The organism is Runella defluvii, from assembly GCF_014195535.1.
In the GTDB taxonomy this organism is placed as follows: Bacteria; Bacteroidota; Bacteroidia; order Cytophagales; family Spirosomataceae; genus Runella; species Runella defluvii.
In genome coordinates, this window is record NZ_JACIBY010000013.1 from 27,638 (window position 1) to 53,833 (window position 26,196).

The 26,196-nt window shown below is 47.0% G+C and carries 19 protein-coding genes; 12 read left to right on the top strand and 7 right to left on the bottom strand.

The features are described 5' to 3' along the window. Positions 1 to 4: 4 nt before the first annotated feature. Complete coding sequence (locus FHS57_RS24045; protein ID WP_183978166.1) at positions 5 to 142, bottom strand: hypothetical protein; 138 nt, start codon at positions 140 to 142, stop codon at positions 5 to 7. 89 nt (positions 143 to 231) lie between these two features. On the opposite strand from FHS57_RS24045, the gene FHS57_RS24050 reads away from it, so the two are divergent. The 3 genes from FHS57_RS24050 to FHS57_RS24060 all read left to right on the top strand — a co-directional run bounded on the left by FHS57_RS24050 (position 232) and on the right by FHS57_RS24060 (position 6,563). Beyond that, on the top strand, positions 232 to 1,947 hold the full coding sequence (locus tag FHS57_RS24050; RefSeq protein ID WP_183978168.1) for a sodium:solute symporter family protein: 1,716 nt from the start codon (positions 232 to 234) through the stop codon (positions 1,945 to 1,947). Between the two features lie 110 nt (positions 1,948 to 2,057). After that, entirely contained in the window at positions 2,058 to 4,067 is a 2,010-nt protein-coding gene (locus FHS57_RS24055; RefSeq protein WP_183978170.1) for a glycoside hydrolase family 2 protein, read from the top strand. A 165-nt stretch (positions 4,068 to 4,232) separates the two neighbouring features. Next, positions 4,233 to 6,563, top strand: coding sequence for an FAD-dependent oxidoreductase (locus tag FHS57_RS24060; protein ID WP_183978172.1), 2,331 nt, complete (start codon positions 4,233 to 4,235; stop codon positions 6,561 to 6,563). 70 nt (positions 6,564 to 6,633) lie between these two features. On the opposite strand, the gene FHS57_RS24065 is transcribed toward FHS57_RS24060, so the two are convergent. Continuing rightward, complete coding sequence (locus tag FHS57_RS24065) at positions 6,634 to 7,056, bottom strand: carboxypeptidase-like regulatory domain-containing protein (RefSeq protein WP_183978174.1); 423 nt, start codon at positions 7,054 to 7,056, stop codon at positions 6,634 to 6,636. A gap of 285 nt (positions 7,057 to 7,341) precedes the next feature. Then, positions 7,342 to 7,716 carry a hypothetical protein gene (locus FHS57_RS24070; RefSeq protein ID WP_183978176.1) on the bottom strand — a complete coding sequence of 125 codons (375 nt, stop codon included), beginning with the start codon at positions 7,714 to 7,716 and terminating at the stop codon, positions 7,342 to 7,344. A 453-nt stretch (positions 7,717 to 8,169) separates the two neighbouring features. Between FHS57_RS24070 and FHS57_RS24075 the strand changes: the two genes are divergently transcribed. The 7 genes from FHS57_RS24075 to FHS57_RS24105 all read left to right on the top strand — a co-directional run bounded on the left by FHS57_RS24075 (position 8,170) and on the right by FHS57_RS24105 (position 17,254). Beyond that, positions 8,170 to 8,739, top strand: a complete 570-nt coding sequence (locus tag FHS57_RS24075; RefSeq protein ID WP_183978178.1) for an adenylate kinase — start codon at positions 8,170 to 8,172, stop codon at positions 8,737 to 8,739. A gap of 102 nt (positions 8,740 to 8,841) precedes the next feature. Continuing rightward, positions 8,842 to 9,834, top strand: a complete 993-nt coding sequence (gene obgE / locus FHS57_RS24080; protein ID WP_183978180.1) for a GTPase ObgE — start codon at positions 8,842 to 8,844, stop codon at positions 9,832 to 9,834. Positions 9,835 to 9,958: 124 nt separating this feature from the next. Then, positions 9,959 to 13,789: a T9SS type A sorting domain-containing protein gene (locus FHS57_RS24085; protein ID WP_183978182.1), complete on the top strand. Its 3,831-nt coding sequence runs from the start codon at positions 9,959 to 9,961 to the stop codon at positions 13,787 to 13,789. Continuing rightward, positions 13,786 to 14,544 (top strand): shikimate dehydrogenase family protein, encoded by a 759-nt coding sequence (locus FHS57_RS24090; protein ID WP_183978184.1) that lies wholly within the window; start codon positions 13,786 to 13,788, stop codon positions 14,542 to 14,544. The genes FHS57_RS24085 and FHS57_RS24090 overlap by 4 nt, the downstream gene beginning before the upstream one ends. Then, positions 14,531 to 15,085, top strand: a complete 555-nt coding sequence (locus tag FHS57_RS24095) for a GNAT family N-acetyltransferase (RefSeq protein ID WP_221225721.1) — start codon at positions 14,531 to 14,533, stop codon at positions 15,083 to 15,085. The genes FHS57_RS24090 and FHS57_RS24095 overlap by 14 nt, the downstream gene beginning before the upstream one ends. Positions 15,086 to 15,124: 39 nt before the next feature. After that, positions 15,125 to 15,913: a metallophosphoesterase family protein gene (locus tag FHS57_RS24100; protein WP_183978186.1), complete on the top strand. Its 789-nt coding sequence runs from the start codon at positions 15,125 to 15,127 to the stop codon at positions 15,911 to 15,913. 114 nt (positions 15,914 to 16,027) lie between these two features. Next, complete coding sequence (locus FHS57_RS24105) at positions 16,028 to 17,254, top strand: 4-hydroxy-3-methylbut-2-enyl diphosphate reductase (RefSeq protein WP_183978188.1); 1,227 nt, start codon at positions 16,028 to 16,030, stop codon at positions 17,252 to 17,254. A 15-nt stretch (positions 17,255 to 17,269) separates the two neighbouring features. On the opposite strand, the gene FHS57_RS24110 is transcribed toward FHS57_RS24105, so the two are convergent. Both FHS57_RS24110 and FHS57_RS24115 read right to left on the bottom strand, forming a co-directional pair. Then, a complete protein-coding gene (locus FHS57_RS24110; protein ID WP_183978190.1) occupies positions 17,270 to 18,835 on the bottom strand; it encodes a calcineurin-like phosphoesterase C-terminal domain-containing protein in 1,566 nt (521 codons plus the stop codon). 147 nt (positions 18,836 to 18,982) lie between these two features. Beyond that, complete coding sequence (locus tag FHS57_RS24115; RefSeq protein ID WP_122932586.1) at positions 18,983 to 19,963, bottom strand: hypothetical protein; 981 nt, start codon at positions 19,961 to 19,963, stop codon at positions 18,983 to 18,985. A gap of 596 nt (positions 19,964 to 20,559) precedes the next feature. Between FHS57_RS24115 and FHS57_RS24120 the strand changes: the two genes are divergently transcribed. Continuing rightward, a complete protein-coding gene (locus FHS57_RS24120; protein WP_183978192.1) occupies positions 20,560 to 21,369 on the top strand; it encodes an SDR family oxidoreductase in 810 nt (269 codons plus the stop codon). Between the two features lie 4 nt (positions 21,370 to 21,373). On the opposite strand, the gene FHS57_RS24125 is transcribed toward FHS57_RS24120, so the two are convergent. Next, entirely contained in the window at positions 21,374 to 22,531 is a 1,158-nt protein-coding gene (locus tag FHS57_RS24125) for an alpha/beta hydrolase family protein (RefSeq protein WP_183978194.1), read from the bottom strand. Positions 22,532 to 22,551: 20 nt separating this feature from the next. Further along, positions 22,552 to 23,310: a uroporphyrinogen-III C-methyltransferase gene (cobA, locus tag FHS57_RS24130; protein ID WP_183978196.1), complete on the bottom strand. Its 759-nt coding sequence runs from the start codon at positions 23,308 to 23,310 to the stop codon at positions 22,552 to 22,554. Positions 23,311 to 23,672: 362 nt separating this feature from the next. On the opposite strand from cobA, the gene nirB reads away from it, so the two are divergent. Then, complete coding sequence (gene nirB, locus FHS57_RS24135) at positions 23,673 to 26,180, top strand: nitrite reductase large subunit NirB (protein ID WP_183978198.1); 2,508 nt, start codon at positions 23,673 to 23,675, stop codon at positions 26,178 to 26,180. Positions 26,181 to 26,196: the final 16 nt, after the last annotated feature.

The window sequence follows — 26,196 nt, forward strand, 5'->3', positions numbered from 1 at the left end:
CATTTCAAGACTTCTTGATAGGAAGCGGTACTTTTTTAAGTATTTCGTTTGCTTTTTCTAATTTAGGAGCTGTGGCTACTTTAAGAGCATGGTGAATTCTTTCCCATTCTTTCTCGTCAAGCACTGTCTTAGTCGTTTTCATAAAGGATTAATTTAAAGTGAAATATCTCATTTTATTTTCTATTAATCAAAAATAGCATCCATTTTCAAAATCTAACATACTTTAGACGCTTGAACTCACTGATTGATACCGCCGTCATCTTTATTTTCTCGGCTTTTGTGCTCGGAATTGGGATGCTGTTTGCCCGCACGGGGCGCAACCTCAAGTCCTTTTTTGCGGGAGGAGAAGCCGTGCCTTGGTTCATTGGTGGACTGTCGCTATTCATGTCCTTTTTTTCCGCAGGTACGTTCGTGGCGTGGGGGTCAATTGCCTACAAACACGGCTGGGTAGCCGTTACGATTCAATGGACGATGTGCATTGGAGCCATTGTAACGGGCTTGTTTTTATCTCCACGTTGGCGCGCTACGGGCAACCTCACAGCGGCAGAGTTTATCCGCGAACGCCTCGGCGAACGCGTCCAGAAAACTTATATTGGCATTTTTACCTTGGTGTCAGTTTTTATCAAAGGGTCGGTGCTGTACCCCGTGGCTAAGCTGGTGAGTGTTTCGTTAGGCTTTCCCCTGATTGAGTCCACCATCGTGTTGGGAGTTTTTATGATTGCTTACACGGCCGTTGGCGGGCTGTGGGCAGTGATGGTCACGGACATCTTGCAGTTTGTTATTTTGACGGCAGCGGTGTTTATTTTGCTTCCATTGTCGCTCAGTAAAGTCGGTGGTTTTGAGAGTTTTACCCAGCAAGTGCCCGATGATTTTTTCAACCTTCTTCACGGCGAATACACCTTCGGGTTTGTGATGGCTTTTGTGTTTTACCACATTGCGTACATTGGCGGCAACTGGACGTTTGTTCAACGTTATACCAGTGTCGATAGCCCTAAATCGGCCCGTAAAGTCGCATTTTTGTTTGCGGCGTTGTATTTCATCAGTCCCATGATTTGGATGTTGCCTCCGATGATTTATCGGGCTTTGAACCCTAGTTTGGAAGGATTAGACACCGAAAACGCCTACCTGATGATTTGCAAGGCTGTTTTGCCGCCAGGCTTGCTTGGCTTGATGCTCACGGGAATGTACTTCTCGACTTCTGCCAGTGCCAATACGACCCTTAACGTCGTTTCGGCCGTTTTTACCAATGATATTTACAAAGGTTTTATCAATCCTCAAGCCTCTGACGAACAACTCATTAAGGTAGCAAGACGCTCATCGTGGGGATTTGGGCTGGGGATGATTGTGATTGCCTTGTTGGTGCCTGCCGCGGGCGGGATTGTCGAGGTAGTACTGAGCATTTCGGCCATTTCGGGTGGGCCGCTGCTGGCTCCACCGCTTTGGGCGTTGTTTTCCAAACGTATCAACGGCAAAACCACCTTCTGGATTACGATTATTGGCCTGACCGTCAACCTGTTCTTTAAAGTGTTGTCTCCTTGGTTATTAGATTTTAAACTAAGCCGAGCCGTCGAAACCATCGTGGGCATTGGTCTGCCGTTGGTGTTACTTTTAGTTTATGAATTGTACGCCCGCTCAAAAGGACTCATAGCCGAAGAATACGAATCGTACCTGACCTCCAAAGCGACGCGTAAGGCCGAAAAGCTCGCTGAAACCGAAGAAGAAGCGACCGAAGTAAAACGCCAAAACCGCTTCGGAATGCAGGTCATTGCGGGAGCGTTGGTGTTTGTCGCAGTTGTATTGCTGGGATTAAGTGCTTTTGCAACATCGGGCGGAATGTTCACGGCGGGGATTGCAGTGGCAGTTTTGTTAGGAGCCATTATTCCGTGGCGTGCTGCTAGACGAATTACCGTCATGGGAGAAAAAATAGAGGAAGTCAGTCAGGGCTGAAGCCCGCCCATTGGGTCACTTAGCCCCTTCTCTAACCCCATGGCTTTAGCCTGGGGTAATGCAAATAAATAAAAATAGGCTTTAGCCCTGATAATCAATACATATCACACATGAAATTAACAAGTTTATTTTTCTTACTATCATTTTCAGCTTTTGCCCAATTTAGCATTCGTCACTCCGACGCCATTCCGTTGCATGGACAATGGTCGTTTGCCATGGATACGCGAGAAGTCGGAGCGACTAAAGGCTGGTACAAAGACAACTACGCCGTAGGAGCGTGGGACAAAGTGAGCGTGCCTCACTGTTTTTCGGTGGACCCGCGCTATCAGTTTTACACAGGAACCGTCTGGTACCGCAAGTCGTTTCCGTGGCAAGTGCAGTCGGGTAAACGTATTTTGTTGCACTTTGATGCAGCTTATTATGCCACAACCGTTTGGGTCAACAACCAAAAAATTGGAACGCACGAAGGTGGCTATACGCCGTTTCATTTTGACATTACTGACTACCTAAAATCGGGCGATAACATACTGGCTGTTTCTGTCAATAACGATACGTGGCAAACGGGCTCTATTCCTGGCGCGAAAGACAACGGCAATGCCAACGACCCTTTTCCAGGGTGGATTAACTACGGAGGATTAGTTCGCCCCGTTTATCTAACCATTGAGCCCGAACTATACCTCGAAAACCTTAAAATTGACGCTCAGCCCGACTTAGCGACGGGAACGGCGACCCTCCGCTTGCAAGCCCGCGTCCGCAACGCTTCTTCCCAAACCCAAAATCCCAAACTCGCTACTTCCGTTTTGTTGGGAAATCAAGCCTTAAAATTGGTTTGGAAAAATGCTTCAACCTCCGTTGGTGCTGGCAAAACGGGGCTGCTGGAAGCCGAAACTTCACTCAAAGCCGCCGATGTAAAATTGTGGAGTATCGACTCGCCTCAGCTTTATCAGCTTCAAGCCGTGGCAGGTAGCGATACCCTTTCAAGCTCGTTTGGAATTCGTAAAGTAGAAGTTAAAAATGCCCAATTGCTCCTCAACGGACAACCTATTCGCTTGGCGGGCGGGAATCGGGTGGTTGATTACCCAAGTTTGGGCTCGTTAGAACCTGATTGGTTGGTCGAAAAAGATTTTCGCTTGATGAAAGAAGCGGGAATGGAGTTTCATCGCCTGACCCACTATACCCCCAGCGAAACGTTTTACGACTTGGCCGACCGCTACGGGATGCTTATTATTACGGAAGCGGGCAACTGGCAACTGACGCCTGCTCAGATGGATAATGACACCATTCGTCAGAAGTTCAAACAGCAGTTTCGAGAAATGGCCGAACGCGACTGGAATCATCCCAGCGTGATTGCGTACAGCGTTGGGAATGAATATTTGTCCGAAACACCTTCGGGACAACGTTGGACCAAAGACATGATGGTTTATGGCAAAAGCCTTGACCCCAGTCGTTTGTTTACCTTCGCTTCCATGCGTCTGAATATTTTACCCGCCAAACCTGAAGACGAAGCTACTCAATACTGCGATTTTGTATCGACCAATACTTATGGCAACCATGCCAAGATATTTGACCACATCCACGCACTGTACCCCGACAAGCCCATTCTCATCAGCGAGTGGGGAGTCCGCGCCGATACGCCCACGGGCGAAGCAGGGCAAGTCAGCCATTTGGAAAAGGTGATGGCTGAGATTCGCCAGCGTCCATACATCGTGGGCGCTTCGTGGTGGTCTTTTAATGATTACCAAAGCCGACACGTAGGTACGAACCCCAACGGCTATCGTCCGTGGGGGTTGGTGGGGCCAGAGCGCAACAAGCGTCCCCTTTACCACGCCCATCGCCGTGAAATGTCGCCCGTTACGCTCGAAAAAGTACGTTTTCAGGGAGGAGGGCAAGGTATTCATCAGTTGGTTATTCGGGTCAAAAACCGCAGCGACTTTCCTGCCTATGCGTTGAAAAACTACACATTAAAAGCGGGCGAAGCCACTTTTAACGTCCCCGATTTAGCCCCAGGACAAAGTGTCGAAATAACGCTTCCTGTACGTGGTTTTGAACAAAAACTCACGCTGGAAGTCGTCAAACCGACGGGCTATTCGGTCATCAGTGAGACCTTTGAATTAAAATAGATGCTAGATAGACATTCCAAGTTTCCAAAACTTGGAATGTCTGACAAGGATTCGGTCATCAGTGAGACCTTTGAATTAAAATAGATTTCAGACCTGTAAGCCGGGCCGCCGGAGCGGTTTTGAAAACCTTACAGGTCTCATAACAAATAACTTTTGCAAACAAGCATGATAAAAGCAGAAGCCATAGAAAAAAGAGCTCCAAAAAGTGTTCACTATCATACCGATTTGGTCGTTGTAGGCGGAGGATTGTCGGGGCTGTGTGGTGCCATTACCGCCGCGCGCGCTGGAATCAAGGTCGTATTGGTCACCGATCGCCCCGTATTGGGCGGCAACGCGTCCAGTGAAGTTCGGCTGTGGGTGTTAGGAGCCACCTCCCACATGGGCAACAACAACCGCTGGGCGCGCGAAGGCGGCGTTCTCGACGAATTGTTGGTAGAAAACATGTACCGCAATCCCGACAGCAATCCGCTTATTTTTGACACCATTTTGCTCGAAAAAGCCATCAACGAACCCAATATCACGCTTTTGCTCAACACGAGCGTTTACGAAGTGGAAAAATCGGGGCCAGATACGATTTCGAAAATTCACGGGTTTTGTTCCCAAAACTCCACGCATTACGAACTCTCTGCACCGCTCTTCTGTGACGCGTCGGGCGACGGAATCGTAGGTTTTCTGGCAGGCGCGGCCTTTCGGATGGGGGCCGAATCTCGGGAAGAGTTTGGGGAAAAATTTGCGCCTTCCCAAGAATACGGCGAGCTGCTGGGACATAGCCTTTATTTTTATTCCAAAAACGCAGGTAAGCCCGTCAAATTTGTCGCGCCGAGTTTTGCCCACGATGTTACCCAAAAAGTCCCCAAATTCCGTTCTTTCAATGCCAACGAGTTTGGCTGTAAACTTTGGTGGGTCGAATACGGCGGTCGCCTCGATACCGTCCACGACACCGAAACCATCAAATGGGAGCTCTGGAAAGTGATTTATGGCGTTTGGGACTACATCAAAAACTCAGGAAAGTTTCCCGAAGCCGAAAATCTTACCCTTGAGTGGGTGGGGCAAATCCCTGGGAAACGCGAAAGTCGTCGCTTTGAGGGCGATTATATGCTGATTCAGCAAGACATAGTAGAGCAACGGACGCATTACGATGATGTGGCTTTGGGCGGCTGGTCTATCGACCTGCACCCTGCTGATGGTGTTTTTTCCGAAATTGGACAATCGAGTTGTAATCAGTGGCACAGCAAGGGCATTTACGGCATTCCGTACCGCTGTTTTTATTCACGCAACATCAACAACCTGTTCCTCGCGGGGCGCATCATTTCGGCCAGTCACGTGGCCTTTGCGTCGTCGCGCGTGATGGCTACGAGTGCGCACGTTGGGCAAGCCGTGGGAATGGCTGCAAAATTGTGCATCGAAAAAGGACTTTTGCCTCGTCAGCTTTCTGAGAAGCAACATATTGCGTCTCTACAGCAAGCATTGCTAAAAACGGGACAGCACATCCCTCAACTTCGCCTAAAAGACGACCAAGATTTAGTACAAACGGCCATCCTTTCGGCCAGCAGCGAGTTGGTGTTAGATGAATTATTACCGTCGGGTGAACCCCAACCGATGGTCTTTTCGGTGGCTCAAATGATTCCTTTCTCCAATGCGCCTTTAGGAAAAGTGATTCTCCATCCCTACGCCGACGAACCGACCGAGCTTCAAATCGAACTGCGGGTTTCGAGTAAGGCCGATAATCATACGCCTGATGTAACGCTTTGTCAACAAACCATTTCATTGCAAAAAGGCCGCAACTGTGTGCATTTGGCGTTTGATGAGGCTGACTATCGTCCCCAACTCAATCAACTTCGGGTCGCCCAATCCGAAAGTCCACTGGGCTACGCGTTTATGACCATCCTGAAAAATGAGAAAGTACGCTTACAATACTCAGACCAACGAATAACGGGCTTACTGACTGTCTTCAATCAAATCAACGAAGCGGTTTCTAACTACGGAAAACAGGAGCCTACGCAAGACATCGGCGTGGATACGTTCGAGTTTTGGTGTCCACAGCGCCGTCCTGCGGGTAAAAATTTATCCTTAAAGTTCGAGCCACCTCTAAGCCTATTTCAAGCCAATCACCTAAGCAATGGCCTTCAACGGCCTACTTGTCAGCCCAATGCTTGGGTCTCTAGTCCAACAGACGCACACCCAACAGTGCAGCTCTCGTGGGACAGTCCCCAGCAGATTCGGGAGCTTGTCCTGCACTTTGATACCGATTTTGACCACCCGATGGAAACGGTCTTGATGTCGCACCCCGAAAATGAAATGCCGTTTTGTGTGAAAAATGTGCGGGTTCTCAACCAGCAACAAGAAGTCATTGCCGAAATCAAAGACAACCACCAAAGCCAACGCATCATTACGTTCCGCGAGCCGATTGAAACAACAACGCTCACGATTGAAGTAGAACATCCGTCAAACGTAGTTCCTGCGGCTTTGTTTGAAATTCGGTGTTATGGAGGCTGATGCGGAGTGGAGTAGCGAAAAAAGCATTTAGGGTTTATAAAAAAGGTGATTCTTTTAGGGAGTCGCCTTTTTATCTAGGTATCATCCTAAAATCATACTGTGCCTTTGATCCCATCTCTACCTTACAACAATTTTGAGTTTGTTGTCCATTCAAATAAGTATGATAGCCTCTGTATTTCAATGCCACGTTTGGGTCGCTGTTATAGTTGTTTATCAATTCAAATGAATGAAATTCTTTAGGAAGAACAATAACTATATTGTATTTCCCAGTGGAGTCCGTATATACAGTTTTTAAATCGCCACTAACAGAACTCCATACCCCCTTTTGGCCATAAACCATAATTTCCACATTAGGTACGGGTAATTGAGTGACATTGTCAATGACCGTACCAGATATAGTTGCTTGTCGATTTATAGTAGGGTCAAATGAACAGCTTTGTGCCAATAGAATAATACCAGCGGCGTATAGCCATGGCTTGATTAATGGTTTCATGTTCATACGTTGTTTTTTAGTGCGATTTTATTAAATCAGGGGTGTTTTATATACGTATATAAAAAGTTAACTATTTGGTTGTTAATTATTTGTGTGTGTGCTTTGCTTGTTAAATTTTGCCTGCAAGACGATTTCGCAATTTTTGATGGGCCTTTTGTTAAGGCTTTTAAATGCCCTGTTATCCTCTCACATAGGTATTTGAGTTGGCACTGCGAAATACCGCTTATTTGAGCGATTTATAGATACAGGGTAAAATATTACTGTATTTTTCATGATGCAGGTTGGTTAATCAATTTTTACAATTTTGTCAATGACAATGAAAGGAGCAGGGCCAGTGGTAAAAGTAGGACAGGCATCACAGTTGAATATTCGTCCCCAAATTCGGTATTTAAAAGGTTGAGGCTTTCCCCTCACATAGGTATTTTCATAAGGTAATATTTTCTCTTCTTGAAAGGGACAAATAAGCGGTGCATCTCCTCCTTCAATGACAAAACCAGCACTTTGGTATAAATCAGCTCGTGCATCTTTGATAGTTTTGACGTAGCGGTAATGCCCATTATCTGGTCCACAAGCACTTGGGTCTTTTTTCTTACAACTCACGCTCATCAGCATTGCTACCGTAGCGTATAGAAATAGCTTGCTTAATGGTTTTATGTTCATACGTTGTTTTTTAGTGTAAAATTTTTTGTTGCAAAGTCAGAAGTTTTTCATAGGTTGCAGCGTGTAAAAGGGTAGATGGATATTCAAAGATACGTATTTTTTTAAGGTTAATGTTGTTTTTTAGTTATTTAGTAAACGGTAGATGAGTATTTGTATTGTTTAATTAGGTGTTAGATAAATAAACATAACTACGTTTTACTATGTATTGCCACTGTTGAAGTTTGGGGTGCATAGCTGTGGGAGAAGAGGGAGTGCGATGACAGTGAGACAGGGTGGGTGAGGGGAGCGTAAAAGCACCTTCGCACTAGCCTAGTTGGATAAACCTACTCCATTTTAGCAAATTCCTTTGTTAATTTGTGAGGAAAAACCGTTGAGGAGTGTTACGAAATTGTAAATTTGCATTTTATACACTTTAAACCGTAAGACTCCCTCTTCTAAACATCCTTGTATCAGATGCTTAACATTGTACTTTTTGGCCCTCCCGGTGCGGGCAAAGGCACCCAAGCGGCAAAGCTCATCGAGAAATACCAGCTATTTCACATTTCTACGGGAGATTTGTTCCGGATGCACATCAAAGAGCAAACCGAGCTCGGTAAGCGGGTGAAAGATTTGCTCGATAACGGGATTTTGGTTCCAGATTCCATCACCATCGATATGTTGGAAGAAGAAGTGCAAAAAAATCCTGACGCAAAAGGAATTATTTTTGACGGATTCCCCCGTACTGTTCCCCAAGCCGAAGCTCTCGATGCGTTTTTGGAGTCAAAAAACACCAATATCAAAGCCGTATTACAGCTGGATGTCAACGAAGAAGAATTGAAACGCCGTATTGCCGAACGCAAAAAAGTAAGCGGACGGGCCGATGACGACGAGGATAAACTGGTAAAGCGTATAGATGAATATTTCAACAAAACGGTTCACGTACTGCCTTATTATGAAGCCCAAGGCAAGCTGACGGTGGTGAACGGGATTGGCGAAATTGACCATATTTTTGGTCAACTTTGTGAGGCAATCGAGACCGAATAATAAATTTTAACGGGAGTTTCATACAGACTCTCCCTTTTCTTTCTCAACTTTGTAACTCGTGTGATGCCATTTAGGTCCATCACGCGAGTTTTTTATTTTACTATGGCAACTTCCAATTTTATAGATTACGTTAAAATAAACTGTCGCTCGGGAGCGGGTGGAGCAGGTTCTGCACACTTCCGACGTGAAAAATTTGTGGACAAAGGTGGCCCTGACGGTGGCGACGGCGGACGTGGTGGGCACATCATTATGAAAGCAAACTCGCAGCACTGGACGCTCCTCCACTTGAAGTACCGCAAGCACATCAAAGCGGAGGCTGGTGTAGGTGGCAGCGGGGCGCGTTGCAACGGAAAGCAAGGAAATGACGTCATCATAGAAGTACCGCTCGGAACCATCGCGCGCCACCCCGAAACTGGGGAGGTGATGGGCGAAGTAACCGAGCACGATCAGGAGGTGATTTTGTTAAAAGGAGGACGCGGTGGTTTAGGAAACTGGCATTTTAGATCAGCAACCAACCAAACGCCCCTCTACGCCCAACCTGGCGAACCCGGACAAGAAGAATGGATTGTTTTGGAGCTAAAACTCCTTGCCGATGTGGGATTGGTTGGGTTTCCAAACGCTGGAAAATCAACGTTGCTCTCGACGGTATCAGCGGCAAGACCCGAAATTGCCGATTATCCGTTCACAACGCTTGTCCCGAACCTCGGAGTGGTGGCTTACCGCGATTTTAAATCGTTTGTAATGGCCGATATTCCTGGGATTATTGAAGGGGCTTCGCAAGGAAAAGGACTAGGATTGCGCTTTTTGCGACACATCGAACGCAACTCTATTTTGTTGTTTTTGGTGCCCGCCACTAGCGAAAACGCAGGGGATGAATACCGTACCTTGCTTCGTGAATTAGAATTGTATGACCCAACTCTATTAGATAAGGAACGACTTTTGGCCATCTCGAAAATGGATTTAATTGACGACGAAGCCAAAGCTGATCTCATCAAAACACTTCCTACCGACATACCGTACGTATTTATTTCGGCGGTGATGCAAGAAGGAATAAACGAGCTGAAAGATTTGATTTGGAAGGTTTTAAATCCTTAAAATAAACATCCAATAAAATCAAAATAAGGTGGGTTAGTACCAAGCGTAAATAGCTATTTATTTGCGCTGTTACTAACCTTTTTTTTGCGGTAGTAAACATATATTCCACCATAAAGCTGAACAAATGAAATTTAGTAAAGCATACTTATTCTATTTTGTCAACTTTTTACTATGGCTCTTTCTACCACTTACTATAGTTGCCCAAATTAGCATTACGTTCCCTAGCAGTCGAATCGTTTTTCAGCGCGATAATGCAGGCAACGGAACGATTCCTATTACGGGGCAGTATGCTCAAAGCATCGACCGAGTGGAGGCACGTGTGGTGCCAATGGTCGGTGGGCAAGGAGAGCAAACCGACTGGCGAACTATCCAAGAAAATCCGCAAGGTGGGTTTTACTCAGGAAGTATTTCGGTCAGGGGAGGCTGGTATGAATTGCAAATCAGGGGAATGGCCAATGGAAATGTGGTAACTACTACCGAGCTTCAACGGGTGGGTGTCGGAGAAGTATTTGTCGTGGCAGGACAATCAAACGCCCAAGGTTTTTTCAACTACGGTGCACCTAGCCCTGGCGATGATCGCGTCAACTGCGTGAATTACTATAACGGTACGCACCAAAATAACTCCTTGCCTGCGCCGTCGTTTGTCAAGATGAGCGACAACAGCAATATAAGTCCGCGCGGGTTGTCTTCTTGGTGCTGGGGAAGGTTGGGAGATATTTTGACCAATCGGCTGAATGTCCCAGTGCTATTTTATAATGCAGGTTGGGAAGGAACTGCTTCCAAAAACTGGTCTGAAACCGTTGATGGAGGCACTACAAGTAGCATTTATATCAACGACACCTATCCACCTGGGCAACCCTATGCCAATTTACGTTTAGCCCTCAACTATTATGCAAGTCTTACAGGCGTGCGGGCAGTACTTTGGCACCAAGGCGAAGCCGATAATATTCTCAATACCAACGCCAACCTGTATGCGTCTAATTTGCAGACAGTCATCAACAAATCGCGGCAGCATTTTGGTAAAAATGTAGGTTGGGTAGTGGCAAGGGTTTCTCATTATAAAGGGAAAAATAGCCAAGAGGTGATTAACGGTCAAAATCAAACCGTTTTTAATACATCGGCTGCTTATTTTGGCCCTAATACCGATGAGGTTCAGATTCCGCGTCCTGATGGAGCTCACTTGCAAAATGGAGGATTATCAGATGCCGCCAACGTATGGGCTAATTCGCTCGATAATAATTTTTTTAATAATTGTTCTCCACAAACAGGTACTTATCCTTCTTTTTCGGTTCGTTGTGCGGGAGGAAATCAACTCAATATCAACGTTCAAGGGCCGTTTGTTTCGGTGCAGTGGAACAACGGTGCCACGGGGTCTTCTGCCAACTTTGGTCCAGGTACGTATCAGGCTACCGTCCGAGATGCCCAAGGAAATACCTATTTTACGCCTTCCATTACCGTTCCTAACAACCTACAAAGTGCTCCCGTTAGTATTGCGGTTGACGGGAAAGTTCCTCTTTGTCAAGGAAGTAGCATTGGCCTAACGTCGAGCAGCAGCATTGATAACAATTGGAGTACAGGAGCCACCAGCCAGCGTATTGATGTATCTTCGGGAGGAACATATACGGTGACTACTAGAAACCTGTATGGTTGTAGCAGTGCAGCCTCGTTTACCGTGAGTACCGTCAATTCGCCTCCGCCAGCCAAACCTACCATTAATGCGTCAGGAGCGCTTACTTTCTGTCAGGGTGGTTCGGTGAGCTTAACGGCCAGTGGTGCCAACGAATACCGCTGGTCAAACGGCGAGCGTGGCCAAACGATTGCCGCCCGTACGTCGGGAATTTATGAAGTACGGGTACTCGATAGCCAAGGTTGTACGTCGGAGCCTGCGAGTGTGGTGGTGGTAGTAAACACGCCACCTGCCGCCCCAAGTATTAGTGCTTCGGGTAACACCTCGTTTTGTGAAGGGGGAGAAGTGACATTATCTTCCAATTATTCGGCAGGAAATGTGTGGAGCAACGGCGAACAAGGCACTAGCATTAAAGTAACGACGTCGGGCACATATAATGTTCGTTTTAGGGATAACAATGGCTGCGATGCCATTTCTAACTCCATCAAAGTAACGGCTAATCCGCTTCCCGCCAAACCCGTGATTACGGCGGAGCGCCCACTTACGTTTTGTGAAGGCGATAGTACGGTTCTTACTTCTACCAATTCGGCCCAGTACAATTGGAGTAATGGAGCTCGTAATCGTCGCATCAGTATTTTACAAGCGGGGACTTTTACTGTGGCTATCACAGATGTCAATGGCTGTTCTTCACCTGTTTCTGACCCTGTTACTATTAAAACCAATCCGCTGCCAGCTGCCCCAACCATCAGCGCTGATCGGACGCCTACTATTTGTGAAAATGAAGTGATTACGCTAATTTCTTCTGCTCAAGCGGGCTACATTTGGAGCAATGGCCAGAATACAAGGACTGTGACGGTCAACCTCACGGGGCGTTATTCAGCACGCACGGTGGACGCCAATCAGTGCCAATCACCGTCTTCTAATGTCATTGCCGTAACCGTCAACCGCCTTCCTGACAAACCTACTATTACGGCACTTGGTGCCACAACTTTTTGTGTAGGTGGGCAAGTACAGTTGACAACCAATTATAGCTCGGGTCTTTCGTGGAGTAATTTTCAAACAACCCAAACGGTCACAGCCACTACTGGGGGCGACTACCGAGTGCGGTATCGGGATGGCAACAACTGTGAGGCCATTTCTGATCCATTTAAAGTAACGGTTCATCCTTTACCCACGGCTCCTTCGGTGATTAGTGAAAGACCTACGACTTTTTGCTTGTTTGATAATACGGTGCTCACCATTACCTCGGCGGGGAGTTCGTTTAAATGGAGTACGGGCGATGAAGGCCGAAGCATAAAAACGTACTCGGCGGGTAGTGTTACCGCCACCGTTTATGACCCAACCACGGGTTGTACTTCCCCTTCTTCAAACCCCATTAAGATTACGGTTAATCCGCTCCCTGAAAAACCGACCATCAATGTAACGGGCTCAACGACGATTTGTGCGGATAAATCTGTAACCCTCACCGCCTCACAAGCGGCGGGCTATCAGTGGTCTAACTCCGCAACGACGCAAAGTATCAATGCCAACGTGGCGGGAAATTACACGGTTGCCGTCAAAAATGAATTTGGCTGTTTTTCTTCGGCCTCTGATCCTATCACGGTTCGGGTGATTCAACTGCCTAATCCGCCATCCGTTATTGCTGAAGGGCGCACTACGTTCTGCGAAGGCGAACAAGTGGGGTTGAGGGTAGAAAGCCCCTATCAGGTGATTTGGAATACGGGCGAAACAACAAGTAGAATTATCGCCAAACAATCAGGTAATTACGCGGCTAGTATTCGTGATGAATCGGGCTGTCAGTCGCCATATACGGGTGCGGTTCGGGTGGAGGCTAAAACCCTGCCCGCTACGCCCGTCATTCAAAAATCGGGAATTTATGCCTTACAAGTGAGTAACCCGACCGAAGGCGCGACTTATGCTTGGACAAACAACGGCCAAGCCCTCAGCGAAACCGCCGCGACCATCCGAACGACACAAGCAGGAAGTTATACGGTGATTTCGTCGATTAAGCACAGTACTACGTTGACATGTACGTCCAAAGCATCGGCGGCGTATGAGTTTGTGCTGGAAAGTGGCAACGCCCGCATAGGTGTTTTTCCCAACCCAAGTACCGATGGAAATGTCACCATCGAAGCATTAGAAAATTTGAGCGATGTCACCATCATCGTCTATGACCAAACGGGGCGTACGTTGATGACCAAAACGTTTGCTAGTTTGGTAGGTCAACAAAAACTAGATTTGAGCGACCTGCCCTACGGAACGTATCATATCAAAGTCCGAACCCCAACATTTAACGAAAGTCAAAAAATTGTTTTAAGCCAACCATGAGATTATTTGCCCTAATTGGATTCCCGTTGACTCACTCTTTCTCAAAAAAATATTTTACCGAAAAATTTGAAAAAGAAGGCATCAGCGGATGCCGCTATGAGTTGTTAGAATTGCCGAATTACCAAGATTTTCCCCAACTCATTGCCGCACATCCCGATTTGGTTGGCCTCAACGTGACCATTCCGCACAAGCAAAACGTTATTCCTTTTTTGGATGAATTGGACGCGGCCTCTGCGGCGCGGATTGGGGCGGTCAATACCATTAAAATTCTTCCCAATGGGAAATTAAAAGGGTATAACACCGACTATTACGGTTTTCGGTCGTCGTTGGAGCAATGGCTCGACTCGTTGCAAAGAACGCCTGTCAATCTCAAAGCATTGGTATTAGGCAACGGAGGTGCTGCTAGGGCGGTTTTTGCAGCTTTGAACGACTTGCAAATTGCGTATCAGGTGGTTTCTCGTCAAAAAACTGAAACGACCATCAGCTACGATGACCTTACTGAGGAAGTTATCCACAGTCATTCGTTGATTATCAACACTTCGCCCGTTGGAACTTACCCCAAGGTAGAGGATTGCCCCGCGATTCCGTATCATTTATTGGGAGAGCAGCACCTTTTGTACGACTTGGTGTATAATCCTGCGGAAACGTTGTTTTTACAAAAAGGAAAAGAACAAAACGCCCAAACGCACAACGGCCTTCCGATGCTCCATCTACAGGCTGAAAAAGCGTGGGAAATCTGGAATGCAGCACAATAACTATATTTTCACCAGCGAGCGTCTCGGTTTTCGACAATGGCAGGACAGCGATGTGCCTCGGTTCGTGGCTATGAACCAGGACGCACGTGTGATGAAGTTTTTCCCAAACCTTCTTCCCGAAAACGAAACCCGCGAGATGGTCGAACGAATGAAAGCGCTCATCGACCAGCGTGGTTATAGTTGGTTTGCGGTGGACGAACTTTCGAGCGGTCAGTTTATTGGATTCATTGGCCTCAACCATCCTCGTTTTGAGAGTTTTTTTACACCTTGTTTGGAAATAGGCTGGCGGCTTCATCCCGATTTTTGGCACAAAGGCTATGCCACGGAAGGTGGTAATGCCTGTCTTGATTTTGCGTTTAATACCCTCAAAGTAGAAAAAGTATATGCCTTTACGGCTGATACCAACCAGCCTTCTGAGCAGGTAATGGTTCGACTCGGAATGACGAAGGTAGGTGAGTTTTTACATCCTCTTTTGCCTAATCATCCGTTGAGTAATCATGTATTGTATGTAACTTCGAAGCGGGTTGTGAGCAACTCTTGATACTTAATCGGGTTATGAGCAACCCTTAACACTTTTTTTATGATACGTCGCGAATTTCTCCAGCTTTCCGTAGGTCTTGTAGCGCTTGGTTGCCAACCACCTTCGACCAAGTCTTCCCGTCGATTGCGTTTTGCTGTGGCCTCCGATGGCCATTATGGGCAAGCAAAAACCGATTATAAAGCCTACCACGAAAACATCATTAAGTACTTTAAGCAAGAACGGGCTGAAAAAGGGCTTGATTTTGTGGTTTTTAACGGAGACTTATTTCACGATAACATTCAGTTTTTGCCCGAAGTCAAGCAGTACTTTGACCAATTGGGCTTTCCGTATTACGTTACTCGTGGCAACCACGACCACGTTACACCTGCTCAATGGCGCGAAACTTGGGGATATGACCTTAATCACAGCGTAGAAATTGGTAAAAATGCGATTATTTTGGCCGATACGTCCAACGAAAAAGGAGAATACCTTTGCCCTGATATTCCGTGGATTGACGCTCAATTGGCCAAATTTACCAAAAAAGAACACGTATTTTTGTTCATGCACATTCCTGCCAAGCTTTGGTCTGAGCACGGCACAACGTGCCCCGAATTAGAAAAAACGCTGGCTAAATATCCCAATCTCCGAGCCATGTTTCACGGGCATGACCACGCCATCGACATGGGTAAAACGCTTTCAAAACCTGCCTTTTTCGACGGGCATTTTGGTGGAAACTGGGGCGTTGACTACAAAGGTTACCGCATTGTAGAGGCCCGTAGCAGCAGCAGTTGCTACACGTTTCAGTGGAATCCCGAGAAACAATTAAAAATCAACGAGCAAGTATTTTAGATTTTGTCGAAACAAAGTGGGAAGGTAGCGTGTTATAAAAACGTTCGTCGTACCTTTGCAGCGACGGTCTAAGCAACCCATTTTTTTATCCACGTCTAATTCTGCTCCAACAGCATGAAGACTTTCCAAATACCCGAATTTTATCGTAGTCGGATTATCACTCCTATCAAAGAGCTACGTCGCAAAAACGACAAGTTGAAGCGCGATTTGTCGCCGACCGTGCTGGATTTCGGGTCGGTGAAGTTTCTCATTGCGCGGCATTTTGGGTTTTGCTACGGCGTCGAAAACGCCATCGAAATCGCCTACCGGGCCATCGAAGAAAATCCTGATAAGCGTATCTTTTTGTTGAGCGAAATGATTCATAATCCTGACGTTAATCGGGATTTATTGGAACGTGGCGTGCGTTTTTTGATGGAAACCACTGGCCGTCAAATCATTCCTTGGGAAGAATTAAAGTCGGACGACATCGTTGTTGTTCCTGCTTTTGGAACGACCATCGAAATCCAAAATCGCTTGCAACTTCTTGGCATCGACGCCTACAAATACGATACTACTTGCCCGTTTGTGGAAAAAGTGTGGAACCGCGCCGCCCAAATCGGTCAGAAAAATTATACGATTGTCGTACACGGAAAACCGTTACACGAAGAAACGCGGGCTACGTTTTCGCATAGTAAAGAGGATGCTCCCACGGTTATTGTTAAAAACCAAAAACAAGCCGAACGCCTGGCCCGTTACATTACGGGAGAGGCCAATAAAGAAGAATTTTTTGAGGAGTTTAGTGGGCAATATTCCGTAGGTTTTGACCCAGAACAAGATTTGCAACGCATTGGAGTTGTCAACCAAACAACGATGCTCGCTTCGGATACGCAGGGAATTGCGGATTATCTTAAGCAGGTAATGATAAAACATTTCGACCTTGCCCCGCACGAAGTAGAAAGTCGTTTTGCCAACACGCGCGATACCCTTTGCTACGCCACCAACGACAATCAAGATGCGACCTACGCTTTGTTGAAAGAACAAGCTGATTTTGTGTTGATTGCAGGCGGCTATAATAGCTCCAATACTTCCCACATTGTAGAACTTTGTGAGACCAAATTTCCAACGTATTTTATTGAGTCGGCCAACAAAATTTTGGATCGCAACCTCATCAAACACTACGACTTACACCGAAAGAAAGAAAAAGTCACCGAAAACTTCATTCCAGATAAAGATTCGGTGACTGTCATGCTCACTTGCGGGGCGTCTTGCCCTGATGCCATCATTGAAGGCGTCTTGACGCGGGTGTTGTCCTTTTTTCCCGATGCCCGTTCGTTGGACGAAGTAATGGGAGAGGTGTTGTAAGGTCGAACAAAAACATTACGGTTTTTCTACCCGAAACGTTTTTGTTTGGGTAAACGTCCGCCCAAACATGTCTTTGGCACGAACTTCAATCGTGTGCGTACCTTCTACTTTGGTATTTGGAAATGCCACCGACCACAAGTGCGTTGACTTGACGGGATTGCTTGGCCGACGTCCTGGCATCAACTTCTCCGAGGCATCCCAGCGGTAAAGAGCCGCCACATAGCGAGGGTCGGCTTCCCGTGTGTAGGTCATGGGTTTCCAATCGCCGTTATCGAGGCGGTATTCAACCACATCTTTTTCACTTCCCATAAAAAAGTTGGCATACACTTTGGCCGCCGTTCCACGGTCAGACGGAATGACGTTTGGCGCATAAATATCAATCTGATAATCGCTAGGTTTGCCCACCACTTTGTAGTCGATGGTATATTGATTGCCGTTGAAATTTAGGAAAACGTAGCCCTTGGGTGTGCCATCGCGCATGGTAGAAGCAGGGACGCCCTGGTCATTTTTTTCGCCCGAATACCAGTCGCCCGAGGTTGTGCCAACGTTAAATTCATAGAAAGGTTTAGCGCCTTGCCATCCCTCTTTTGCACCGAAAAAGTTTTGTTGCTGGAAGTGCGTGTGGGCCGAAAGTGCGAGTGTATTGGGATAGTCTTTGAGGATAGAAAAAAGACGTTGGCGGTCTTCCAAACGAAACGATTCTCCCTCTAATTCCAAAGGAATATGGAATGCTAAAACCACCAAATTTTCTTTAGGAACAAACTTGAGGTCATTTTCTACAAAATCGAGCTGGTCTTTGCGGAAGCCACCCCAATAGCCCTTGCCGTCGCGCGGGTCAGGATAGAGGATGTCGTCAAGCACGATAAAATGGACTTTGCCGTAATTGAACGAATAATTGACGGGGCCTAAATGCGATTGAAACGCCTCGTTGGCATGTTCGTCTTGGGTCACGTCGTAGTTCATGTCGTGGTTGCCTGTAAGATTATACCACGGAAGTCCCACTTTTCGAATCGTTTCTTTGTACGCTTGGTGAAGGTCGAGGTTGTCGCCCACCAAATCGCCCAGACTCAACCCAAAAGCGACCTCTTTGATGCCTGCTACCTCTTGGACAACCCCTTTTTCAAAGTGTTTTATTTCGTCTAAAGTATAGGGTTGTGGGTCACCAAAAATGAGGGCTTTGAAGTTATCGGCTTCGGGAGAGGCCGTCAAGGCAAAATCCAATGAAGCAGGAAGTGCACCCGTTGGTGCTGCTCCTTTGTACTTCAATTCGGGTGCACCTTTGGGTTTGTGCAAATAGTAAGATTTGGGGAGGTTGTTTTCGTCCAAGGCTACTTTATAACCTGTGGGTTTGATGACAAAGAAGATATTATCGTCGCCAACGGGCAACTGATATTCACCCTTTGCGTTGGTAAGCACCACGTCTGTACCGTTGGAAACGGCAACGTTGGCAATGCCTTTTTCTTTTTTGTCTTTCTTAAAATTGCCATTTAGGTCTTCGTAAACAATTCCTTTGGCAACATTTTGGGCCGTAGCCGTGCCGAGCAGGAACGTGGATAAGAGCAGGAGTGTAAATTTGTTCATAGGGGAGAGGTTTGATTGAAACGGGGATAATTAACTGCAAAAGAACAATTGGTATGTTAACTCATGATGAAGGCAGGATTATTATACGCGCTAACCCATAAAAAAAGGCAGCTTTTGAGGGCTGCCTTGGGGTTTCGCGCGGAAGGTTTACCAGTTGATACCTGACTCTCCAAATCCTAACTTCCTAGTAAACTGCGACGAAAGCTTTGACTTACTTGAGATATAACGCACACTGGCTCCAATGAAGGGGGCAATGTTTGGGTTCTGAGTTCCGAGGTTTTCGCGAGCGGCATTGAAGGTGCGGATTTGGCGGAAGGTGCCCAAACCAGCCTCTAACGACACATTGAAAACGGTAAATAAGTGTGCATTGGCGGCAACCGAAAATTTCACCTGCTGGTAATTGCTCCGTCGGAGCATTTTTTCTACACTGGTTACTTGTTGAAAACCACCACTATAACCGTCGAATGCTCCAATCATGTCGAAGTTTAGCCATTCATTGAAACGGTAGTTGACATCAGCACGAAACGGCAACAACGCCGACACGCGCCATTGTTTGTTGATGCGTTTATTAATACCGAAAACGGGTACAAAGCGAATTTTTTGGTTATAAATCAGCACCGTTCCGTAAGCGATTTGGGTATGGATTCCTAAAATTCGCATCCGCGCCCCTCCGCCCCAAAAGAAAGGCTGAGGTGTAAAAAACGTCTCGTTTGACTCCGTTAGTCCCAGACCACCGCCATAAATCCACAGGCGGTCGCGGAGGCTGGCTTGAAGCATCAACACACCCGCAGAAAACGTTTTGTAGCCATTGTCGGGCGTGATGGTACTGTTGATACTTGGGTTGATTTGTGACGCATTGGCCAACATCAAAAAGTGACGGGCGCGTAAGTCCAGTTTTTTACGAAGACTAAATGCCACATCCACTTCGCTGCGGAGTGGAATGATGGCATTGAACGACGTTCTAGTAAGCCCAAAACGTTGATTGTTTCCCATATTGGCATCGGCCATCATATCGGCGCGAAGCGTAGCATTGGGGTAAAAAAGACGACTCAAAGCAAAGTGCTGGGCGCGAGCGTGGGGAAAAATGAAAATCAAGAAAAAAGGAACGCACAAACGCAGTCTGGTCATAAAAATGTCATTTGGTGGAATTAACGTGTAAAAATGCACGATATTGCAAAAAAACTCAATTTAGGCAAATGTGAGGAGGGTTGCTAACGTGAGGAGGGTTGCTCACAACCCGACCGATTTGGAATGTCGAGTGCAGAGGGTAGAATGTCGAATGTGAGGAGGGGGGGTAATGTGAGGAGGGCTGCTAACGTGTGGAGGGTTGCTCACAACCCGACCGATTTGGAATGTCGAGTGCAGAGTGTAGAATGTCGAATGTGAGGAGGGGCGTTAATGTGTGGAGGGTTGCTAACGTGAGGAGGGTTGCTCACAACCCGACCGATTTGGAATGTCGAGTTTAGAGTGCAGAATGTCGAATGTGGGAAGGGGGGGGAATGTGAGGAGGGTTGCTCACAACCCGACCGATTTGGAATGTCGAGTGTAGAATGTCGAATGGGAGGAGGGGTGTTAATGTGAGGAGGGTTGCTAACGTGTGGAGGGTTGCTTACAACCCGACCGAATATGGGGCTCGCAACCCGATGAGTAAAAACAAGAAATAGATACTTCCTATCGTCAGCATGACAGGGAATTCTAAAGAAAAAACAGGAAACCGAATATAAATGAACCTAACCAATAAAGTTGTTTGGATAACGGGGGCTTCGTCGGGAATTGGCGAGGCTTTGGCCCATGAATTTGCCAAAGAAGGTGCCAAACTAGTGCTTTCAGCACGGCGTCTCGAAGAACTGGAGCGCGTCAAACGAGAATTATCTTTGCCAGAAAACGCGGTGATGACACTGCCGATTGACATGCTTCGCCCCGAAGAATTTGCGGCTAAAACTCAGAGCGTATTGGCGCATTTTGGTCGTATCGACGTGCTGGTACCCAACGCAGGAGTAAGTCAGCGCGAAAAGTTTTTGGACATTGCCCCTGCTGATTTTAAGCGATTGATGGATACCAATTTTACGAACCTTGTCCTGCTCACGCGCGAAGTCCTGCCGCATTTGTTGGCACAAAAATCGGGAGGAATACTGGTAACAAGCAGCGTAAGTGGCAAAATTGGTACGTCATTTCGCACGTTTTACAGTGCTTCCAAACACGCCATTCAAGGTTTTTTTGATTCGTTGCGCGGGGAAGTATGGCAAGAAGGAGTGCAGGTGACGATTGTGTGTCCTGGCTATATCAAAACCAATATTTCGTACAATGCCATTGGAAAAGACGGAAAACCCTTTGGCAAGATGGACGAAAACCAAGCCAAAGGGATTCCAGCCGATGTGTGTGCGCGTAAAATGATCGCAGCCTTCAAAGCAGGAAAGCGTGAGGTTGTTATTGCAGGTTTTATGGAAACCCTTGGCACGTACCTCAAGCGTTTTGCGCCAGCGTTGTTGTGGCAGTTTACCAAAAATTACAGTATCAAATCCGTTGACCAATAGTTGATTACCAATTGAGCAAGGCTGTTACGGCGTCATCGCCGATGGCCGCATTGCTAGGGCGTGGGTGGTCGGCGTTGAATACTTCCAACAGCTTACGGTCGAGCAGTTGCGCATTACTTTCGTCGATATTGCCATCGGCCTTGGTCACTTTCGAAATATCTAAACGTAGGTGTTTAGCCAAAAAACGATAGGCTGCGGCTCTTTTTGAAGGGCCGTAGTCGTGTTTTTCGGTGGGTAAGTGGACGTTTTCTACCAAATTAGCTTTTCCGTATAAGCTATAAATCTTCTGCAAATGCGGGTATTCCACCTCAGGATTGTGCTTGGTCCAGTCGGCACCATCCGAAACGATAAGCAAGGGTCGAGGTGCAGCAAGAGCTGCAATTTCTACGTTATTGGTCTGAAAATCTCCTTTTTTATGAACAGGCATGCCACTTTCGCAGGTACATCCGCCAAAAAAGTGCGCCGAAACCATCACGACAGGAACGGCCACTTTTACGCGCGGGTCGAGGGCGGTAAGCATGAAGGTTTGAGTACCTCCGCCTGATTCACCTGTCACACCTACCCGATTTTTATCGATACCAGGTTGGTCTAGCAAAAAATCCAATGCCCGAATGCTATTCAAGGCTTGCAGTTTAAACGCTTTGGGAAGTTTGTGTTGGCATTGTTGGGCGTCGCTGTACCCCAGCATGTCAAACGCAAAAACAACGGCACCCATGCGGGCCAGGTTGGCACAACGAAACTGCATTGCCTCCAAAAAACGAGCATCGGCGTTTTGGGTATGTCCGTGTGGACAAAGTACGGCCGCAAATGGCCCTTTTTGCTGGAGGGGGCGGTACAAATTTCCCGTTACATAATAGCCCTCTACGCTCTCAAAAGCCACATTTTCAACGCTGTATCCGTTTAGCTCTCGTCGGCTGTGGACAATAGGTTTAGATGTTGGGCGGGGTGGAAGGTTGTTGAGTTCACCTCCTTCCAAAATGCGATTACGGATTTGGGCAGCGCGGTTTTCCCATTCTTTTTTGGAAGAAGGAACGTGTTTTTCTAAAAATTCTTTGCCCTGTGCTTCGGTAAAATAGCCACCCTGACATAATTCTGGGGTTGTTTGACCAAAGGCTAACTGACAACTCATGCCAACAATGAGAAAAGATAAAAGACGGTTCATGGTGATGGGAAGGATTGGTTTTATCCAAAAGCCATCGTTGCTTCCAACCTACCGTTGGGATAGGCAGGATGTAACCGTACAACTTCTCCGATAACGATGATGGCAGGGTTGGCCAATTGCTCTTTTTCAACCACTTCTACAATCGTATCAACGGTGCCTAGGCCAAGCTTTTGTTGGGGTGTGCTGCCGTTCTGGATAATAGCGACGGGCGTATGACCACGTCCTGCCTCCGAAAGCAGGGCGGTAATTTGGCTGAGGTGTTGCATTCCCATCAAAATCACGAGGGTAGCCGTGCTATGAGCGGCTTTGGCGACGTCGTTGGAGAGGCTGTGGTTTTTGGTGGTGCCCGTGAGTACCCAAAAACTTTCGCTCACTCCTCGGCAGGTAAGCGGAATACCCGCCAGGGCAGGTACCGAAATGCTGCTCGAAATGCCAGGAATTACGGCGGTTTGAATGCCAAATTCTTGGGCGAACGCAATTTCTTCGTATCCCCTGCCAAAGACAAAAGAGTCACCACCTTTGAGGCGAACGACATGCCCATACGTGAGGGCATAGTCAACAATGAGTTGGTTGAGGTCGCTTTGGGCAAATTCGCAGCGCCCACGCCGTTTGCCTACATAAACCAGCTGCGCGTGAGCAGGGGCGTAGGTGAGGAGTTCGGTGGATACCAAAGCGTCGTAAAGAACAACGTCTGCTTGTTGTAATGCTTTGATGCCTTTGAGTGTGATGAGTTCGGGGTCGCCAGGGCCAGCCCCTACCAGTGTCAATGTTGGTTTCATAATCAGTCCCTAATTTAACTTATTTACTCACCAAAGAGCCGCCACCCTTTTGGTGTATTTTGTACTTTATAAATACTTTTTTGAAATATTATTTTACCAATGTGCATATTGATAGAATAATAAATTAAAATTAAGTATTTTTTCAAAATTAAGTATTATTTTTAAGTATTCGTAGGAAATAATATTCTATTTTTGCAAAAGCTAGTTTTAAAAATAGCCATCATTGGTGTAAAAATTGTAAAAATCAGAATATTTGGTTTTTGTTCTAAGTAGCACAGGATTCAACTTTTATAAGAATTACTCATTAAAAATTGAAGTACATATAGAGGATTAAATTAGGGATTGTAAAAACAATTTTCTCCATGACACAACCGCTAAAGGTAGTGGTAGTAGGCAACGGAATGGTAGGCTATAAGTTCTGCGAAAAGTTGCTGACAAAAGTAGGTGGCGGCCTATTTTCTATCACGGTAATTGGTGAAGAACCTCGTCCAGCGTACGATCGGGTTCATCTCTCCGCGTATTTTTCGGGCACGTCAGTCGAAGAACTGACAATGGCGCCCGCAAGCTGGTATGCCGAGCACGGCATCCAACTACTTACTGGGGAGTGTGTGGTCAAAATCGACCCCGCAGCTCACTATGTTCAGACCCACACAGGGCTACAAATTCCTTACGACAAGCTGGTGTTGGCTACGGGCTCAGGGGCCTTTGTACCTCCTGTGCCAGGCGTAGAAAAAGAAGGGGTGTTTGTGTATCGAACCATCGAAGACCTCGACGCCATCATTGGTTATTCCAAAGGGGCAACGCGTGCTGCGGTGATTGGAGGAGGGCTTTTGGGGCTAGAAGCCGCCAAAGCAACCCTCGATTTGGGCTTAGAGACCCACGTAGTGGAGTTTGCACCGCGACTTATGCCACGGCAATTGGACGCGGCAGGGGCTGGGATGCTCAAACGAAAAATGGAAGCGTTGGGGATTCAAATTCACCTCAATAAAAACACGTCACAGTTTGACGGAGGAGCGGCAGTTGTTGGGCTTTCGTTTGCGGACGGAACCTCGCTGGAGGTGGATATGGTCGTGATTTCGGCAGGAATACGCCCCCGCGACGAGCTGGCAAAACAAGCCGCTATCGCCGTTGGGCCAAGGGGGGGCATTGTGGTGAATGACCAACTTCAGACGTCGCATCCTGATATTTATGCCATCGGTGAATGTGCGCTTCATCAAGGAATGATTTATGGACTCGTTGCCCCTGGCTACGAAATGGCCGAAGTGGTGGCAAACAACCTAGTACAAGGCCCAACTGTCAAGGAATTTAAGGCGTTTGATATGTCCACAAAACTGAAACTCATCGGTGTCGATGTGGCAAGTTTTGGCGAGCCTTTCTGTGAACAAACTCCCCACGATACGATTGTGGTGGAAGACAAACTCAAAGGTATTTATAAGCGTCTGAATGTGACGACGGATGGGAAATACCTGTTAGGGGGGATTTTGGTGGGAGAAGCCGAAAACTACAACATGCTTCTTCAAACGGTCAAAAATCGTTTGGTATTGCCACCTAACCCCGAAGATTTGGTGCTGCCTGCGCGTAAAGGTGATGGTGCCTCGGCGGGAGCAGGCGTTGCTGCCCTGCCAGACGAGGCCAGTATTTGTTCGTGCGAAAACATTACCAAAGGAGCTATTTGTCAGGCCATTGAAGAACACAACTTGCCCGATGTAGCGGCCATCAAGAAGTGCACAAAAGCAGGAACAGGCTGCGGAGGTTGTGTACCGATGCTGTCTGATTTGTTGACAGAAACCCTCAAAAAGCAAGGTAAGGTTGTAAAAAAAGTGCTTTGCGAGCACTTCGATTATTCGCGCCAAGAAATGTATCACTTGATTCAAACGTCGGGGACACGTACCTACGATGAAGTGGTAGCGAAGTTTGGAAAAGGGTGTGGCTGTGAGGTGTGTAAACCAGCCGTCGCTTCGATGTTGGCCAGTATTTATAACGATGTCATTGCCAAACAGGCGGTAATTCAAGACACGAACGACCGTTTTATGGCCAATATTCAACGAGGAGGGACGTATTCGGTCGTGCCCCGTGTGCCAGGTGGGGAAATAACTCCCGAACAACTCATTGCGCTCGGAACAGTCGCTAAAAAGTATGATTTGTATTGTAAAATTACTGGTGGACAGCGGGTTGACTTGTTCGGAGCGCGGGTTGAGCAACTGCCTTCAATTTGGGAAGAGCTGCTCGAAGTAGGCTTTGAAAGTGGTCATGCCTACGGAAAATCGTTGCGTACGGTCAAAAGTTGTGTGGGAAGTACGTGGTGCCGATTTGGGGTACAAGATGCGGTCGGATTTGCGATTCGGGTAGAAAACCGATACAAAGGCATTCGTTCGCCACATAAACTTAAAAGCGCCGTTTCGGGCTGTACGCGTGAGTGTGCCGAAGCCCAAAGCAAAGATTTTGGCATCATCGCAACCGACAAAGGGTGGAATTTGTACGTATGCGGAAACGGCGGAATCAAGCCTCAGCACGCGCTGCTGCTAGCCAGCGACCTCGACGATGAAACTTGTTTGAAGTACATCGACCGCTTTTTGATGTTTTACATCAAAACCGCTGAACCACTCCAACGCACCGCTACTTGGTTCAATAAATTAGAAGGGGGAATGGAGTACCTCCGCGACGTGATTATCAATGATAGTTTAGGGATTGCGGCTGAATTGGAACGCGAGCTGCAATACTTGGTTGATACGTACCACGATGAGTGGCGAGTGGCCGTAGAAACGCCTGAAATCAGGGCTCGTTTTTCTCATTTTGTCAATGTGGAAGAGCCTGATCCAACGTTGGAGTTTGTGGAGATGCGTGGACAAAAACGCCCCGCTGATTGGTAATCTATCCAAGTTTCAC

Coding starts and splice junctions, on each gene's coding strand:
- FHS57_RS24105 (WP_183978188.1), top strand. CDS start 16,028: ATGAAGACTTTCCAAATACCCGAATTTTATCGTAGTCGGATTATCACT.
- FHS57_RS24055 (WP_183978170.1), top strand. CDS start 2,058: ATGAAATTAACAAGTTTATTTTTCTTACTATCATTTTCAGCTTTTGCC.
- FHS57_RS24100 (WP_183978186.1), top strand. CDS start 15,125: ATGATACGTCGCGAATTTCTCCAGCTTTCCGTAGGTCTTGTAGCGCTT.
- FHS57_RS24090 (WP_183978184.1), top strand. CDS start 13,786: ATGAGATTATTTGCCCTAATTGGATTCCCGTTGACTCACTCTTTCTCA.
- FHS57_RS24060 (WP_183978172.1), top strand. CDS start 4,233: ATGATAAAAGCAGAAGCCATAGAAAAAAGAGCTCCAAAAAGTGTTCAC.
- FHS57_RS24070 (WP_183978176.1), bottom strand. CDS start 7,716: ATGAACATAAAACCATTAAGCAAGCTATTTCTATACGCTACGGTAGCA.
- FHS57_RS24115 (WP_122932586.1), bottom strand. CDS start 19,963: ATGACCAGACTGCGTTTGTGCGTTCCTTTTTTCTTGATTTTCATTTTT.
- FHS57_RS24095 (WP_221225721.1), top strand. CDS start 14,531: ATGCAGCACAATAACTATATTTTCACCAGCGAGCGTCTCGGTTTTCGA.
- FHS57_RS24125 (WP_183978194.1), bottom strand. CDS start 22,531: ATGAACCGTCTTTTATCTTTTCTCATTGTTGGCATGAGTTGTCAGTTA.
- FHS57_RS24120 (WP_183978192.1), top strand. CDS start 20,560: ATGAACCTAACCAATAAAGTTGTTTGGATAACGGGGGCTTCGTCGGGA.
- FHS57_RS24085 (WP_183978182.1), top strand. CDS start 9,959: ATGAAATTTAGTAAAGCATACTTATTCTATTTTGTCAACTTTTTACTA.
- FHS57_RS24045 (WP_183978166.1), bottom strand. CDS start 142: ATGAAAACGACTAAGACAGTGCTTGACGAGAAAGAATGGGAAAGAATT.
- obgE (WP_183978180.1), top strand. CDS start 8,842: ATGGCAACTTCCAATTTTATAGATTACGTTAAAATAAACTGTCGCTCG.
- FHS57_RS24110 (WP_183978190.1), bottom strand. CDS start 18,835: ATGAACAAATTTACACTCCTGCTCTTATCCACGTTCCTGCTCGGCACG.
- nirB (WP_183978198.1), top strand. CDS start 23,673: ATGACACAACCGCTAAAGGTAGTGGTAGTAGGCAACGGAATGGTAGGC.
- FHS57_RS24075 (WP_183978178.1), top strand. CDS start 8,170: ATGCTTAACATTGTACTTTTTGGCCCTCCCGGTGCGGGCAAAGGCACC.
- cobA (WP_183978196.1), bottom strand. CDS start 23,310: ATGAAACCAACATTGACACTGGTAGGGGCTGGCCCTGGCGACCCCGAA.
- FHS57_RS24065 (WP_183978174.1), bottom strand. CDS start 7,056: ATGAAACCATTAATCAAGCCATGGCTATACGCCGCTGGTATTATTCTA.